At 29.1% G+C, this 16,359-nt stretch carries 20 protein-coding genes; 2 read left to right on the forward strand and 18 right to left on the reverse strand.

Features of this window, described 5'->3' with window-relative positions; genetic code table 11:
* Window positions 1-10: 10 nt before the first annotated feature.
* From METOK_RS02295 to METOK_RS02345, 11 genes are all read right to left on the reverse strand, one after another.
* Window positions 11-466 (reverse strand): hypothetical protein, encoded by a 456-nt coding sequence (locus METOK_RS02295; protein WP_013866630.1) that lies wholly within the window; start codon window positions 464-466, stop codon window positions 11-13.
* Between the two features lie 39 nt (window positions 467-505).
* A complete protein-coding gene (locus tag METOK_RS02300) occupies window positions 506-814 on the reverse strand; it encodes a hypothetical protein (protein ID WP_013866631.1) in 309 nt (102 codons plus the stop codon).
* 239 nt (window positions 815-1,053) lie between these two features.
* A complete protein-coding gene (locus METOK_RS02305; RefSeq protein ID WP_013866632.1) occupies window positions 1,054-1,569 on the reverse strand; it encodes a stage II sporulation protein M in 516 nt (171 codons plus the stop codon).
* 49 nt (window positions 1,570-1,618) lie between these two features.
* A complete protein-coding gene (locus tag METOK_RS02310; protein WP_013866633.1) occupies window positions 1,619-2,206 on the reverse strand; it encodes a hypothetical protein in 588 nt (195 codons plus the stop codon).
* Window positions 2,207-2,371: 165 nt separating this feature from the next.
* On the reverse strand, window positions 2,372-2,602 hold the full coding sequence (locus METOK_RS02315) for a hypothetical protein (protein WP_013866634.1): 231 nt from the start codon (window positions 2,600-2,602) through the stop codon (window positions 2,372-2,374).
* 283 nt (window positions 2,603-2,885) lie between these two features.
* On the reverse strand, window positions 2,886-3,440 hold the full coding sequence (locus METOK_RS02320; protein WP_013866635.1) for a stage II sporulation protein M: 555 nt from the start codon (window positions 3,438-3,440) through the stop codon (window positions 2,886-2,888).
* Window positions 3,441-3,482: 42 nt separating this feature from the next.
* Window positions 3,483-3,770, reverse strand: coding sequence for a hypothetical protein (locus METOK_RS02325; RefSeq protein ID WP_013866636.1), 288 nt, complete (start codon window positions 3,768-3,770; stop codon window positions 3,483-3,485).
* An 86-nt stretch (window positions 3,771-3,856) separates the two neighbouring features.
* Complete coding sequence (locus METOK_RS02330; protein WP_013866637.1) at window positions 3,857-4,129, reverse strand: hypothetical protein; 273 nt, start codon at window positions 4,127-4,129, stop codon at window positions 3,857-3,859.
* 279 nt (window positions 4,130-4,408) lie between these two features.
* Entirely contained in the window at window positions 4,409-4,948 is a 540-nt protein-coding gene (locus METOK_RS02335) for a stage II sporulation protein M (protein ID WP_013866638.1), read from the reverse strand.
* 4 nt (window positions 4,949-4,952) lie between these two features.
* Window positions 4,953-5,372 carry a hypothetical protein gene (locus tag METOK_RS02340; RefSeq protein ID WP_013866639.1) on the reverse strand — a complete coding sequence of 140 codons (420 nt, stop codon included), beginning with the start codon at window positions 5,370-5,372 and terminating at the stop codon, window positions 4,953-4,955.
* A gap of 327 nt (window positions 5,373-5,699) precedes the next feature.
* Window positions 5,700-5,936: a hypothetical protein gene (locus tag METOK_RS02345; RefSeq protein WP_013866641.1), complete on the reverse strand. Its 237-nt coding sequence runs from the start codon at window positions 5,934-5,936 to the stop codon at window positions 5,700-5,702.
* A gap of 1,205 nt (window positions 5,937-7,141) precedes the next feature.
* On the opposite strand from METOK_RS02345, the gene METOK_RS02360 reads away from it, so the two are divergent.
* Window positions 7,142-9,010 carry a Coenzyme F420 hydrogenase/dehydrogenase, beta subunit C-terminal domain gene (locus METOK_RS02360; protein ID WP_048057845.1) on the forward strand — a complete coding sequence of 623 codons (1,869 nt, stop codon included), beginning with the start codon at window positions 7,142-7,144 and terminating at the stop codon, window positions 9,008-9,010.
* A 76-nt stretch (window positions 9,011-9,086) separates the two neighbouring features.
* Window positions 9,087-9,410, forward strand: a complete 324-nt coding sequence (locus METOK_RS02365; protein WP_013866645.1) for a rhodanese-like domain-containing protein — start codon at window positions 9,087-9,089, stop codon at window positions 9,408-9,410.
* A gap of 291 nt (window positions 9,411-9,701) precedes the next feature.
* Here METOK_RS02365 and rpsJ read toward each other — a convergent pair whose 3' ends face one another.
* From rpsJ to METOK_RS02400, 7 genes are all read right to left on the reverse strand, one after another.
* Window positions 9,702-10,010: a 30S ribosomal protein S10 gene (gene rpsJ, locus METOK_RS02370; protein WP_013866646.1), complete on the reverse strand. Its 309-nt coding sequence runs from the start codon at window positions 10,008-10,010 to the stop codon at window positions 9,702-9,704.
* 100 nt (window positions 10,011-10,110) lie between these two features.
* A complete protein-coding gene (gene tuf, locus METOK_RS02375; protein WP_013866647.1) occupies window positions 10,111-11,397 on the reverse strand; it encodes a translation elongation factor EF-1 subunit alpha in 1,287 nt (428 codons plus the stop codon).
* Window positions 11,398-11,660: 263 nt separating this feature from the next.
* Entirely contained in the window at window positions 11,661-13,844 is a 2,184-nt protein-coding gene (locus tag METOK_RS02380) for an elongation factor EF-2 (protein WP_013866648.1), read from the reverse strand.
* A 196-nt stretch (window positions 13,845-14,040) separates the two neighbouring features.
* On the reverse strand, window positions 14,041-14,607 hold the full coding sequence (locus METOK_RS02385; protein ID WP_013866649.1) for a 30S ribosomal protein S7: 567 nt from the start codon (window positions 14,605-14,607) through the stop codon (window positions 14,041-14,043).
* A gap of 48 nt (window positions 14,608-14,655) precedes the next feature.
* Window positions 14,656-15,099 carry a 30S ribosomal protein S12 gene (locus METOK_RS02390; protein ID WP_013866650.1) on the reverse strand — a complete coding sequence of 148 codons (444 nt, stop codon included), beginning with the start codon at window positions 15,097-15,099 and terminating at the stop codon, window positions 14,656-14,658.
* Between the two features lie 62 nt (window positions 15,100-15,161).
* Entirely contained in the window at window positions 15,162-15,728 is a 567-nt protein-coding gene (locus tag METOK_RS02395) for a NusA-like transcription termination signal-binding factor (RefSeq protein WP_013866651.1), read from the reverse strand.
* Window positions 15,729-15,770: 42 nt separating this feature from the next.
* Window positions 15,771-16,067 (reverse strand): 50S ribosomal protein L30e, encoded by a 297-nt coding sequence (locus tag METOK_RS02400; RefSeq protein WP_013866652.1) that lies wholly within the window; start codon window positions 16,065-16,067, stop codon window positions 15,771-15,773.
* Window positions 16,068-16,359 lie beyond the last annotated feature (292 nt).

Here is a 16,359-nt window from a genome sequence, read left to right on the forward strand (position 1 = left end):
TATTCCACTCTTAAATATTTTTAATAAATATTTTTAACACATTGTAGCCCATAGAAAAACAAACTCCTCCTCCATAACTTAATATAGATATCAAAATCATGCTTTCTGTCTGTTTATATGTCATTGGAAATATGATTAAATATTTAATAACTAATGCTGAGAATATAACAATTAATGGAAATAAAAATAAAATTATTTTAAAAAACTTCTCTAAGTTATTTTTTTCAAATATAACATAATTAACATCTTTATTTATTAAATACTTTGAAGAATAAAGTCCAATTACTATACCAATTGCAACGAACATTGTTGAAATACTAAATATATTTTTTAATAAGGCCCAACCATAATTTAACCAGAAATTAAAAACAAGTATGGGAACTATCCATAATAATATGCCTTCAATCATTAAACCTATTCCAACAATACATGGATTGTTTATATATGTGTGTGTAATATCTTTCATAAATATCACCAAAAAATAAAATTAAAATAAATATGCGTATTATAAAGCAATTCCACCTATTACCATAGGTATTCCAACAACAGCACCCACCCCTGTAGAGCATGCAGCAACGCCACCTGTTATTAAAGCACCTGCGACTATTATATGTTCTGGAGCTAAAAACGCATTTACCCCAAATAATGCCTTTCCAGCGGTGGAACCATGATACGCTTCATCAGCACTGTGTGCGAGTTCATATCCTGTATATGCTGAATTAAGGATGGAAGGTGTAGCAAACACAGCTCCTACCATACACAGCATAGCAATAGCAGCGAAACCTTTAAGTATGTTTCCTTTCAATATATTCATTCTGTCACCTCTTATGGTGATTTAATTGGTAGATTTTGTAGGTCGGCTCCGAACATTCCTTCAAATGTTCATCATCGCCGACCTTTTTTATTTTCCATTAAATTATTTAATGAGTATTTTAATATTGTAATTAATTTCCATTTTTTTCGTAATTATTGTATATGCAAAACTACTATATATATATATTATGATTTGAATTAAATAGAAAATTATTTAAATTAAACTTAACTGTTATTAACCTATGTTAATAGATAATTAGCAATTTTTGGAGTTATATAAACCTCTACGAAAGCGGCTATAATTATTAATATTATTGAAATTAGAGCTAATTTTAAGAATTCTTTTATATCATCTTCTGTTATTGGCTTTTCTTTCTTATCTCTTAGATACTGAATTACTTCATACGGTATTTTAAAACCTGCTACTGCTGATATAAGCATTGCTGGAATTTCGAAGATGCCATGTGGAAGGATTAAAGCCAATATTAATTTTATAGGCACTCCAGAATTATATGCATTAGAAATTAACATTCCTAAACTAAAACCATTAAATATTAAGTTTATAAAGGTAGAAAAACCAAAGGTTATTGCTCCTGCCAACATTAGAAAGATAACTTTTAGATTATTTGATAATATAATACAAAATGAACTTTTTAAAATTAATATATTTTGATATATGTTTACTGATTCAAATTTAGATTGTGGCAATGATAAAAAACCAAATAATATCCCAATTAGATAAATACCCAGAGACATTATACAACAATATGACTTATAGTTTTTTAAAATATTCATACTATCATCTTTATACCAATATTACGGCAATGTTTCCATATTTATCTTCCAGCTTCTTGGCGTATTCTATAATATCTTTTTTTTCATAAGAATAACTTTTTTCAGCCAATTTTTTAAGAGGAGCGTATCTAAAAAATTTATCAGCTGAATTTTCTTTTTTAAGAATTACTCGCAATACAAAATCTATCGGTAACATTAATAAAGTAATAAGCATTCCGATAATAAGCACAAACGAGCCTAAATATTCTCCATATCTTTTTAAGATATCATGCACTGGGGCAGATGTATTTAATGGTTTATTATATATCTCCACATTAAACTCTTGGTTTTCTAAATTTTGTTTATACTTATTTATGTTATTTACCACGGTTGTGTATATTTTCTCATAATGAGGATATAATTTTTTATCCAACATATTACTTGGTTTTGAGGTTGTTATTTTTTTATATGTGTCATATTTACTATTTGCAATTAAAATTGCATTAATACCCTCAGTTTTAATTGTGGTTATTATTTTTTCCATACTTGCTTCTAAATACTTTTGTTCTTCTGAAATATCATAAATTTTAGTTGTTTTTGGATAATATATTTTAATCATAACATATACCGCCTCCAAAAAAATTAAAAAAGATAAATTATTATATTTATTGTAAGCTATAATATTCGCCCTATTGAAATTTTAATTATATGGGAAGGATTAAATTCATAATATCAAGTGTTGATATTTTTAAAGAATGTGCAAAGTGACCCCTACCAATTTACTTTATAATAATAGGGCTAATTTAGCATATGCTAAAGGACCTGCTGGTGGAACATCTATCCCATAATTCAATGCAATCGTTGCGAGCTCAGCATATGATGGATTTTCGTCAAGGTAGGAAGCAGCCATTAGTCCTAAACTAATATCTCCTGTGCTTATTGGTTCAGCAAACACAGCTCCTACCATACAGAGCATAGCCACAGCAGCGAAACCTTTAAGTAAGTTTAGCTTCATAATATATTCACCTCCTTTATGGTGGTTAAGTTCATTAGTCTTCGGCTCCTAACCTACAAAGGTTCATCACAGCCAAAAGGTTGGCTCCGAACATTCCTTCAAATGTTCATCATCGCCGACCTTTTTTATTTTCCATTAAATTATTTAATGAGTATTTTAATATTGTAATTAATTTCCATTTTTTTCGTAATTATTGTATATGCAAAACTACTATATATATATATATATATTATGATTTGAATTAAATAGAAAATTATTTAAATTAAACTTAACTGTTATTAACCTATGTTAATAGATAATTAGCAATTTTTGGAGTTATATAAACCTCTACGAAAGCGGCTATAATTATTAATATTATTGAAATTAGAGCTAATTTTAAGAATCCTTTTATATCTTCCTCTGTTATTGGCTTTTCTTTCTTATCTCTTAGATACTGAATTACTTCATACGGTATTTTAAAACCTGCTACTGCTGATATAAGCATTGCTGGAATTTCGAAGATGCCATGTGGAAGGATTAAAGCAGTTATTAATTTTAACGGTTCATTAGTTTGAAAAGTAGAGCCGATTAAAACCCCAACATTAAAACCATTAAATATTAAGTTTATAAAAGTAGAAAAACCGAAAGTAATAGAACCAGCCAACATTAAAAAGATAACTTTTAAGTTGTTTAGTAGAATTGTAGGAAAGTTGAATTTTATATTTAACTTTTGATTTATTTCTTCCCCATTGTAGTTTTTTGAGAAGTCGTTTATGAATGTAATGCCTGATATGAAACCTGTTAAAAAGATTGAGATTGTTAATATTAATAACAGTGATAATTTACTTTCAGTTCTCATACCACCACATTTTTATTCTCATTAATAGTTAAATTTAGGTTATTAATTATTACTACCTCTCTTCTTTTTGGATTTTTTGTATTTAGCAATAATACTAAATGTAATTATTAACATCACAAATATCATTAAAAACACACTAGATGTAAAAAAATCTACTCGATATACTATACTAACTATAAATCCCAATATCAAATAGATTTTAACAAATATCCATAAAAATGACATGGAAAATAGCGCTTCCCTAATTCTCCCTGTTTGTTTTTCCCCCATTAAATATAAATAATACTCAGGAAATAAGATATGATATATATATTGATTATTAATTTTCATATCAATCACACCATTAGTATTTTTAATTAAAGTATTTTTTAAATTAAATCAAAAAATAAAAATTAATAAAATTAATGTAAAAAGATTTACATAGCAATTCCTAAACATACCCAAAAAGTACCTCCTGTTGCTATTCCAGCACCAACTATTCCTGCATAAAGAGCGGCTGTTCCCACTCCTACCTCAAATCCTGCTTTTGCTCCATGAACTATTGGATGATTATTTGCATTATCTGCAGCTGCACAATATCCATATAATGCACCGCCAATATCTCCCAAAGCCACTGGTGTAGCAAACACAGCTCCTACCATACACAGCATAGCAATAGCAGCGAAACCTTTAAGTAGGTTCAATTTCATAGTTTATTCACCTCCTTTATGGTGGTTAAGTTCATTAGTCTTCGGCTCCGAACCTACAAAGGTTCATCATCGCCAAGGTCGGCTCCGAATAGTTCCCACCTATTCATCATCGCCGACCTTTTTTCATTTTTCTTTAATATTTTTAAATAGTGATTTAATATTTTATTTAATATCACAATTAATTTCCATTTTTTTCGTAATTATTATATGCAAAACCCCTATATATATCAATTTGAATTAAATAGAAAATTATTTAAATTAAACTTAACTGTTATTAACCTATGTTAATAGATAATTAGCTATTTCTGGAGTTATATAAACCTCTATAAAAGCAGCTATAACTATTAATATTATTGAAATTAATGCTAATTTTAAGAATTCTTTTATATCATCTTCTGTTATTGGCTTTTCTTTCTTATCTCTTAGATATTGAATTACTTCATAAGGTATTTTAAAACCTGCTACTGCTGATATTAACATTGCTGGAATTTCAAATATGCCGTGTGGAAGTATTAAAGCGGTTATTAATTTTAATGATTCATTAGTTTGAAAAGTAGAGCCGATTAAAACCCCAACATTAAAACCATTAAATATTAGATTTATAAAAGTAGAAAAACCAAAGGTGATAGAACCAACCAACATTAGAAAGATAACTTTTAAGTTGTTTAATAAGATTGTAGGAAAGTTGAATTTTATATTTAACTTTTGATTTATTTCTTCTCCTTTGTAGTTTTTTGAAAAGTCGTTTATGAATGTAATGCCTGAGATAAAACCTATTGAAAAGATTAAGATTGTTAATATTGATGGTAGTTTTTTCATGGTTTCACACAAAATATATGTCCCTCTTAATACCATAAATTAAATAAAATGATGCCAATATCCCCCCTGCAAAACCTACAAAAAATGATAATGGTAAATAATTAATTACCTTAAAATAATCAAATACATTTTGAATTAACCAATCAGCTACATTAACAAAAATAACTACAACTATTAAATATATTTTTAATAAATTTATATTTTCCAATAATTTTTCATCTAATTTTAATAATTTAATAACGATAATGTTGATTATTACCCCAGAAATTATTAATACAGTGTTTAAGATAATATTGGTTATATTCGTTAGTTCATAATACACCTGCAATGTTATTACAAAATAAGATAACAGTATGAATAAAACACCAATTAAGGAAATAAATCCAATATATTTTTTATTTATTTCTTTATTTTCAACATACATGGAGTATCACTAATAAAAATATATTTTATAATAACTCTTAGTTTTTTAAGAATAGGAGCTCACTCTATCATTTTATAATATTTATCGATATATCTTTTAACTTTTATAAATCCTCCAAATCAAAATCCCATCCATCCTACACCTAAAAATAAAAATCCCATTAAGATAAAATATTTTATTCCATTTTCCAACATCATATATAATGGAATTCCAAATATTAAACCACCAATAAACCCAACTAACATAGATATAAATACAAAATTTGCCGATTCTTTTGTATCTTTGATTATCAACATGTGTGGTTTTTTTGATTCATCAATTATCCAACTAAATGTCTAATATCTTATCGATAAATATATATCCCAATATAGCTCCAAATCCAAAATTACCTAAATTACTTTGCACCAATAAATAAATAGGAAACTTATGAAATAATGGTATTATAAGATATAACATGCCTGCTATAATTGACATGGCAATTGGTAATAAAATTATGCATCCCGTAATTTCAAAATTTAGATTTTTCATGCATTTATCTCCATATTCATTGTTGTTTATTTTCATAATATCGCCATAAATATTATTTCAACGATAGCCTCATAAAATTCATTAATTATTAATTAAAGCTTATTTAGGTTTTTTTCAAATAATTGAATCTTTACCATATAATTAACCAAAAACCCGATTAGAATGCCGAAAAATAAGTAAAATATTTTATATAACTGGTTTATATTTGTTAATAGCATGTATCCATACATTAAGATAATTACTAAAATAAACATAACAAATTCAACAGATATTTTTTCTTTGGTATTAAAATTTTCTTCTAAATAATGAAGAGATTTTAAAAAACTAACTTTTTTATTTCTATTTAAAATTACCCAATTAACAAACCATGGCACTATTAATGCGTATATTGTTATAAAAATGGTAATAATAATCCAACTATCCATCTTTATCAACCTATACTGATTAAAAAAATATTAAATAAGAATATTTTAAGTTTTAATATTCCACCAATTTTTCATTTTTTTCATAATTAATATATGTAAAACTGGTATATATTTTTTATGTTTTAATTAAAAAAATGTTATTTAAGTATAATTAACAGGATTTATCTATTATTAAACTTAGTTAATAGGAATTAGCACTTTGAAAATATGAACTATGAAGTTAAAAAAATTAAACCATTAATTAATTTTTATAATTTATTTCTAATAATAAACATCATACACTATAAAAAATATTGCGAATAATAAGATATAATCCATTAAATTTAGCATAAATACACCTCAAAAATAAATAAGTTAAGATTGTTATTTATTTTTTAAAAAAAATTTAATAAAAAGTAGTGTTATATCAATAAAAATCATAATAAATAACAATCCGTTAATAAATAATTTATACGGAGCTCCTATATTATACATTAAAATAAGAAGTATTCCAAATAATATACACCAAATAAGCCTATAATTGCTATATTTTTTATCTTTCATAATATATCACATTAATTTTTTATTTTATATTTTTAAAATATAATTTGCTATTTTATTTTTTATCCTGTGATTAAATTATTTACACTATCGTAATATATATATACAATTAAGTTGCATAATAATGTGTGATTAAATTATTCACATATTCTATAACATAACATACTTATAATATAATATAAATTACAGTAAAATAAATAAAATTAAATTAAAATAAATTATGTAAAAATAAATATATAATTACTAAAATTTTCCATACCTAAAATGGTGATAAAAATGTATGAATGGAAGCTAAATGAAATCGTTGATAATGGACTATGTGCCAAATGTGGTATGTGTGTTGTAGTATGTATAAAGGACTTATTGACATTTGAAGGAGTTCCGAAGTTAAAAGACGAATGTTTAAGAAAAGGAAACGGTATGTGTTATGATGTATGTCCAAGAGTCTCATCAGGAAAATATCAAATAAAGATAAGGGAAAACTTCAAAGAAGAATATTATTATGCAAAAAGTGATATTGAAGGGCAAGATGGGGGAGTTGTAACTGCATTTTTAAAATACTTATTGGAAAATAAAAAGATAGATGGAGCTATAGTTGTAGGGGATGAGTGCTGGAAACCTGTTTCATTAGTAGTGCAAAATGCTGAAGATTTATTAAAAACTACAAAATCAAAATATACCGTTTCAATATTAGATGCACTAAAAAAAGCTGGTGAGATGGGATTAGAAAAGGTTGCAGTTGTAGGATTACCTTGCCAAATAAATGGTTTAAGAAAACTACAATATTTCCCATATTTAGCAAAATACGACAAAAAAGAATGTAAAAATAAAAAATTACCAAAAATAGAATACCTTATTGGATTATTTTGCACTGAGAAGTTTGAATATGACAATATGAAAGAGGTTTTAGCCAAACATGAAATAGATATTGCAAAAGTTGAAAAATTTGATGTTAAAGGAGGAAAATTATTGGCATACATAAATGGAGAGAAAAAAGAGTTTGATTTAAAAGACATTGAAATAAATAAAGGTTGTAAGATATGTAGAGATTTCGACGCAGAAATAGCCGATGTCTCAGTCGGATGCGTTGGAAGTCCAGATGGATATTCAACAGTAATAATAAGAACTGAAAAAGGGGAAGAAATTAAAAATGCTGTTGAATTGAAAGAAGGCGTAGATTTAAATGAAATAAATAAATTAAAAGAATTAAAACTTAATAGATTTAAAAAGGAGCTCGGAAGAAGAAAAGAAAATAACGAAAAAGTATCTTTCTATTGGCTTGCTGATTATGGAGGAGTTGGTAAAAGGGCCGATGGAAATATATTTATAAGAATTAGGGCAAAACCTGCTGGATGGTATTCAATTGATGAAGTTAAAGAAATTATGAAACTAACTGAAAAATACAACGGTAAGGTAAAACTTACCAACAGGGGGGCTTTTGAAATCCATAACATAAGTCCATTTGATGCCGAAGATATGGTTTTAGAGCTCGCTAAAAAAGACTTTATTACAGGTTCAGAAGGACCACTTGTAAGGGCTACACTTGCATGCCCTGGCAAAGGAAACTGTGGAAGTGGATTGATAGATACTACGGAGTTGTGTAGAAGCATTGAAGATAGATTTAAAGAGAGACCCAACACTTATAAATTTAAAATTGCAATAAGTGGATGTCCTAATAAGTGTGTAAGGCCACAAATCCATGATATTGGTATAGTTGGGGTAAAATACCCTATTGTAAATGAAGAAAACTGTAATGGGTGTGGAAGGTGTGCAGATGTCTGTAAGGTCGAAGCAATACATATGAAAGGGAAAACATCATATACAAACTACAATGCATGCATAGGATGCGGTAAATGTATAGCGGCATGCCCAAATGAAGGAAGGGATGTGAAAGAAGAAGGATATATGGTATATGTTGGTGGAAAGTCTGGTCGTGAGGTTGTCGAAGGAATAAGCATGAAGTTAATGAGCGTAGATGAGATATTGAATCTTATAGATAAAGTTATGGTAGTTTATAATAAACACGGTAAAAAACCTCAGAGAGAAAGATTATCCGCTGTTATGGCAAGAATTGGAAAAGGTAAATTCTTAGAAGAAGTTAAAGAACTTATGGAAAAAGAAAAAGGAAAAGAAAAAAACAATTAATAAAATAAAATAATTATAAAAATAGTATCTCCAAATAAAATTAAGAATAAATTAAATGTATACTAAAGTGGTATAAATGATAAAATCGTTAAGTTCAAAAGAAATTTATGACATGATTTCAAAAAATGATGATGAGCTCTATATATTGGATGTTAGAACTCCTGCGGAATATAAAGAAAGACATATAAAAAATGCAAAATTGATAAATGTAAATGATGCAGAATTTGAAAATGAGATAAACAAATTAGATAAATCAAAAAAATATATTGTATATTGTAGGTCAGGCGTTAGAAGCATGAAAGCATGCGAAATTATGGAAAAATCAGGCTTTAAAGAATTATATAATTTAATTGGGGGAATTACGAACTGGAAAAATAATGGATTTCCAGTGGAAAAATAATAAATAATCAACATATCCCTTTTAATTTTTTATATAAAAAATTATAAATTATGTATTATAAATTATTATAATATTTTAATATTAGAAATTAAAAAAATACACCATATTCACTATGGAATATGGTTAAACAATTGCTCCTTATCCACTGCGGAATAAGGATTTAACATTGGCTATTTTAATGTAAGAATTAAATAATAAAAAAGAAAATAAAGTATTGCAATATACTGCATATGACACATATATAATATTGCAATATTTAATGGCTTATGCAAGAGTAAATAATGCATAAAATTAGCTTCTTAATTCAATTTCAATTTGAACAGCTTCTGGAATTCTTATTTTCATAATATGTTTCATGGTTCTTTCATCTGCTTCTATATCAATTACTCTTTTATGAACTCTCATTGTCCATCTATCAAAGGTTGATGAACCTTCACCATCGGTTGATTTTCTTGTTGTAATTTTCAATGTTTTTGTTGGCAGTGGAATTGGTCCTGCCATATCTACACCAGTTTTTTCTGCGATTGTTCTTATCTGGTCGCAAACTCCATCTAATTCTTTATGGTCTGTGCTACTTAACTTTATTCTTGCTTTTTGCATAATATCTCCTTCATAGTTAAATATTTTAAAATGATATAAATCTATTTTAATAAAAAATAAAAAAGGAAGAAATAATTAATTCCTACCTAATTTATCTATTTTATTTGTTTTTTGCTTTAACATCTATACACATACCAGCTGCAACTGTCATACCCATATCTCTTATAGCGAACCTACCGAGCTGTGGAATTTCTCTTACATTTTCAATAACCATTGGTTTTGTTGGTACGATTTTAACTATTGCAGCATCTCCTGCTTTTAAGAAGTCTGGGTTTTCTTCCTTAACTTCACCAGTTGCTGGGTTCAATTTTTTGAGGAGCTCTGTAAATGTACATGCTACCTGAGCTGTGTGAGCGTGGAATACTGGTGTGTATCCTGCTGTAATTACTGATGGGTGCTGTAAAACAACTATTTGAGCTGTGAATTCTTCTGCTACTGTTGGAGCATTGTCAGGGTGTCCTACAACATCTCCTCTTTTAATATCTTTCTTACCTACGCCTCTTACGTTGAAACCAACGTTGTCACCAGGTTCTGCTTTTGGAAGCTGTTCGTGGTGCATCTCAATGGATTTAACTTCTCCTGTAACACCAGCAGGTTCAAATACAACTTTGTCTCCTGGTTTCATAACTCCTGTCTCTACTCTTCCTACTGGAACTGTACCTACACCAGTGATTGTATATACATCCTGAATTGGGAGTCTCAATGGTAAATCTACTGGTTTTTCTGGTGGTTGGAATGTATCAATTACTTCTACCAGTGTAGGCCCCTTATACCATGGCATTTTGTCTGATTTATTAACTACATTGTCTCCAAGGTATGATGCCACTGGAACGAAGTGTATGTTATCAGGGTTGTATCCCAATATTTTTAATAACTGGTTTGAGAGCATATCTTTCATTGCTTTATATTCTTCTTCACTGTAATTTACCGTATCCATTTTGTTAATTGCAACAGCCAATTGATTTACACCGAGTGTTCTAATTAAGAAGATGTGTTCTCTTGTTTGTGGTTGTAATCCTGTTTTAGCATCATTTACATCAACTACTAAAATAGCAGCATCTGCCTGTGAAGCTCCTGTAATCATGTTTTTAATGAAATCTCTGTGTCCTGGACAATCTACAATTGTTACACTATATTTTTTACTTTCGAATTTTTTGTGAGCTACATCGATTGTAACTCCTCTTTCTCTTTCTTCTTTTAAACCATCCATAACATAAGCAAATTCGAATCCTGCTTTACCTTTTTCAGCAGCTTCTCTTTTTAATCTTTCTAATACCTGTGGGTCAATAGCTCCACTATCCAATAATAATCTACCAACTGTTGTGGATTTACCAGCATCTACGTGTCCAATAAATGCAACATTTAGTACAGGTTTTTCTTTTGCCATAATATTACCTCCAAATTTATTTTAACTTAGTTTTACTTAGTTTAATATCTTTTATTTAGGTTATGTTATATATTTTTATTTTTATATGTTTTTATTTTAAAGTTTTAAAATATAAATACTCTATATACATAACTACTAAATATTATATATAATTACTCTATGGATTTAAGAGTTTTAAAAGAAATAATTAAAATTTATAAGGATTATAAAATTGTAATATTCATTATACCAAAGTGGTATATATATTTTGTGGTGATTAATCATTATTCTGTTTTCAATCCTTTTCTTTCTCTTATCTCTTTTACAATTTTTGGTTGCAATTCATTAGGAACTCTTTCAAATCCGCCAAATTCAACGCTCCACAAACATCTACCTTGGGTAGCTCCTCTAATAGCTCCTGCAAATCCAAACATTTCTGAAACAGGTGCTTTTGCTTTGATTAGAGTCATATCCCCTTCCTGCTCCATATCCAATATCTGCCCTCTTCTATTACTGAGCTCTCTCATTGCATCTCCCATATAGTCCTGAGGTGTATTTATATATACCTTTTGAATAGGCTCCAATAATACAGGTTTTGCCTGCATAATTGCATCCCTAATACCAAATCTTACAGCAGGGATTAACTGAGCAGGACCTCTATGAATTGCATCTTCGTGGAATACTGCATCTACCAATTTAACTTTTATGCCCTGACATTTTTCAGCTGCCAATGGACCGTTTCTTACAGCCTCTTTGAAACCTTCAATTATCAATTCCCTTGCTTCGTCCAATTGAACAATACCTCTTGTCATGTTGAGAAGAATGTTTCCTTCATAGATAGACATTACCCTTTTAGCCTCTTCTTTATCAAGTCCTGCCTCTACTAAAACTTTTTCTACTTCTTGAGGTGTCTTTTTCTTAAAGTCTTCGTCTTTAATTTTTCCTTCCTTGTATGCATTATATACGCTTTCTTCCAGTGGTTCTACTACGAAATACAATTTGTTGTGTTTGTTTGGAGATTTACCCTCTACCTCAGGTGAGGTTCCAGTTACTGTTTCCCTATAAACAACAATAGGCTCTCCAACATCTACCTCAATACCTGCATCCCTACCTATCTTTGTGTTTGTAATAACTTCAATGTGGAGCTCACCCATACCACTGATTAAGTGTTCCCCTGTTTCTTCGTTAATTTCTACCCTAACGGTGTTGTCTTCTCTTGCTATTTGTCTTAAAACCTCAATTAGTTTTGGAAGGTCTTTTGTGTTTTTAGCTTCAATTGCTACTGTAATTACAGGCTCACTTACATGCGTAATTGATTCAAATGGTGGTTCAATTATGCTGTCTGGACTACATATAGTTTCCCCTGCACTAGCTTCTTTTAACCCTGTTAAAGCACAAATATTCCCTGCTGAAACGCTTGGAACTTGAATTCTTTCAGCACCCATAAACACAGCTACCTGCTGAGCTCTTGCCTTCTGTTTCATGCTTACTAAATATAGTTCATCTCCTTGTTTTACCCTACCACTAAATAATCTGCATGCGGAAATAGCACCAGCGTGTTTATCCATGATAATTTTTGTAATTACACCTGCCAATGGACCATTAGGATCGCAATTAATCATAGCCTTACCAATTTCTGATTCTAAATCTCCTTTCCAAATGTTTGGAATTCTATATTTCTGAGCTTCAAGTGGGTTTGGAAGGTGTTTGATTACCATATCCAAAAGAACTTCATGAAGTGGAGCCTTTTGAGCGAGCTCCTTCTGGTTTTCATTTTCGCAGTAGTCTATAATATCTTTGAATGTAATACCTGTTTTTTTCATATATGGTACGGAAATTGCCCAGTTATGGTATGCTGAACCAAATGCAACACTTCCATCCATAACATTTACAATCCATTCTTTTTTAAATTCTTCCGATGCCATTTTTTGGATTAATTTATTTACATCATTGATAATTTTTGTAAATCTGTTCATTAATTCTTCTGGTGTTAATTTTAGCTCATTTAACAATCTATCTACTTTGTTAATGAATAAAACAGGTTTTACCTTTTCCTTCAAAGCCTGTCTTAAAACGGTTTCGGTCTGTGGCATGACACCCTCAACAGCACATACCACAACAATGGCACCATCAATAGCTCTCATTGCTCTTGTAACGTCCCCACCAAAATCAACGTGTCCTGGTGTGTCGATTAAGTTAATTAAAAATTCTTTTCCTTCATATTCATGCACCATAGACACGTTTGCAGCATAGATTGTGATACCTCTTGCTGCTTCCTCTTCATCAAAATCAAGTGCCAACTGGTCTCCTGCAAGGTCTTTGGAAATCATTCCAGCCCCTGCTAACAGGTTATCTGATAATGTTGTTTTACCGTGGTCAATATGTGCACAAATACCAATATTTCTTATTCTGTCGTGGGTTTCCATTAAGCTTTTAACTTTTTCAACCATTTTTGCTCTTCTTCCCATAATCTCATCCTCATGATGAATTTATATAGTTCATAATTTATGAATATATTTTCATTAAATATAGCTAATTATATTAAAATTGATTTAAATACCTTTCTGATATTTATATAAAAAATAATAAATAGATATCTAAATGTGGATAAATAACAATAACTAAATTAAAGATAAATGATAAAATATAATAATAAATAATCATTTATCTTGCAGATTGAGCAACTCTTTCTTTTTCTTCTTTCTTTCTTACTGCATAACTTCTTTGCATATCTGCTTTTGAAGCGAAGATTATTTCATCAGCTAAACACTGTGCAAAGGTTTTTTTACTTTTATGTGCTGATTGCATTGCACCAAGGGCTATATTTCTTAAAGCAGTATCCAATCTTCTTGATGGAGATACATCAACTGATTGAAGGAATGCTATACCTCCATAAGAAATTCTTGTAGTTTCTTCCCTAGGTCCTGCATTTTCCAATGCCTCAATTAAAACTTGAACAGGGTTTTGTTTTGTTCTTTTTTCAATTATATCAAATGCTTCTTCAATTGTGCTTAATACTAAATGTTTTTTACCAGTGTTATGTTCTTTTCTCATTAAATTGTTTGCCAATCTTTCTACAATGTTCATTTTGGCTTTATCAAACATCTTTTTTGAGTTTCTTCCTGCGCTGTGTGGCACAAATACTGGTGCTATATTTATATAGCCTCTTAAACTTGGGTCTCTAACTACAACTTCTGTGGTATCCCATTTGTTGAATAATTTAATTTCCAATATCTCACCTTCTTTAATTTTTTAGATAATTATTCATTTTATTATAATTTATCTCTTAACTTTTTCTTGTCTTCCTCTAACAAGTTCTTTTAATGAGTTTTTACCTACCATAACTACTTTATATCTAACTCCTGGAATATCCCCTTTTGCCTGTCCTTTTGGACCTCCAATTCCTTCAATTATGACCTCATCGTGTTCATCTATGAAGTTTATAGCGTGGTTTCCAGGTGCAAATGCTGTAACAACCCTACCGTTTTTAATTAGCTGCACTTTAACACATTTTCTAATAGCTGAGTTTGGCTGTTTTGCCTCTAATCCCACTTTCTCAACAACAATTCCTCTTGCCATCGGAGCTCCTTCTAATGGGTCTGATTTTTCTTTTAATTTTAAAACCCTATTTACATATTTATAATGGTGCCATCTACTTCCTTTTCTTTTTAATACTAATTTTCTTCCAGCAAATTCTCCTCTTGGGGATTTACTTCCTGACATGCTATTACCACCTTATATTTTAATTTTATATATATATTTAAGCATTTAATAATTATCCAATATTATTCATTACTTTCTGAAACTACTTCTTCTTTCAGTTTTTCTGCCTCTATATTCTTATTTTCTGCTACTTTATTTTCAGTTTTAGGTTTTTCAGTCTTTTCAAATTTTTTATGATATTTTCCTTTTGGGTTTTTCCTAGGTTCTGAAACTACCTTAATATTTTTTATATCTGAAAGTCTGCCCACAATATTAACAGCCCTATCGATATTTTTTCCCCTATTTCCAATAATTGTCCTTCTTAATTTGGGATGAACTCTAATATATACAACCACATCATCTCCAAATTTTTTTATCCAGACATCTTCTAACTTCAATGGAGCAAATACATTTCTAACGAATTTTTTCAAATCTGAGGAGTATTCAATAACATCTATCTTTTTACCAAATTTTTCCATGGCATTTTTTACATTCTCTCCACCTTTCCCAATTGCTGCACCAATGTCTCCTTCCTTAACCACAAATACAATTCTTTCATCGTCAGAAATGCAGTCCATTACATCCGCACCAGTTATTTTTTCAAAAAGACCGATTTTCATCATGTCGTCTCTCGTTATCTTGACCTTCATTAAACCATCACCTGATTATTCTTCATTTTTTATTCTTCATTTTTATTTTACTACATTTAAAATAGTTGAGTTTCCAGGTTCAATAACCACCAGTGCAGAAACAGGGAAAGGTTTTCCACAGATAGCACCCAACTCTAATGATGTTGAATCATGATTGTAAATTGGAATGTTTGATAATTTTGCATAATATGTTATATCGTCCATAACTTCCTTTGCACAGTTTCCTGCCAATATTATTAAATTCCCTTCGCCGTGTTTTGCAAGTTTTATCGTTTGTTTTGTTCCTAAAACTACATTTCCAGTATCTACTGCTACTCTTATAGCTCTGTTTATATCCATAATATTACCTCCTTCTCATTTTTACTCCAGAGGTCCTTCCTGATTAAGTTTAATTTTTTTTATTCAGTGAAGTCCTCAATAATACATATGCATTACAGTATATATCACAGTGTGTGATAAATTTATAACCATAGTAAATAGATAAAAGTTATTTTTATACTTTTTGTATATAGTGTTATATTTAAATGTTAAAAAAGATATTAAATTTTAATATAAAAAATATTTAAAGTAAAATAAATTATTTTAATATCTTATCATTCATTATTTATTAATCTTTTTATTTTTAGTTATT

Source organism: Methanothermococcus okinawensis IH1 (assembly GCF_000179575.2).
GTDB lineage: Archaea > AGJL01 > Methanococci > Methanococcales > Methanococcaceae > Methanofervidicoccus > Methanofervidicoccus okinawensis.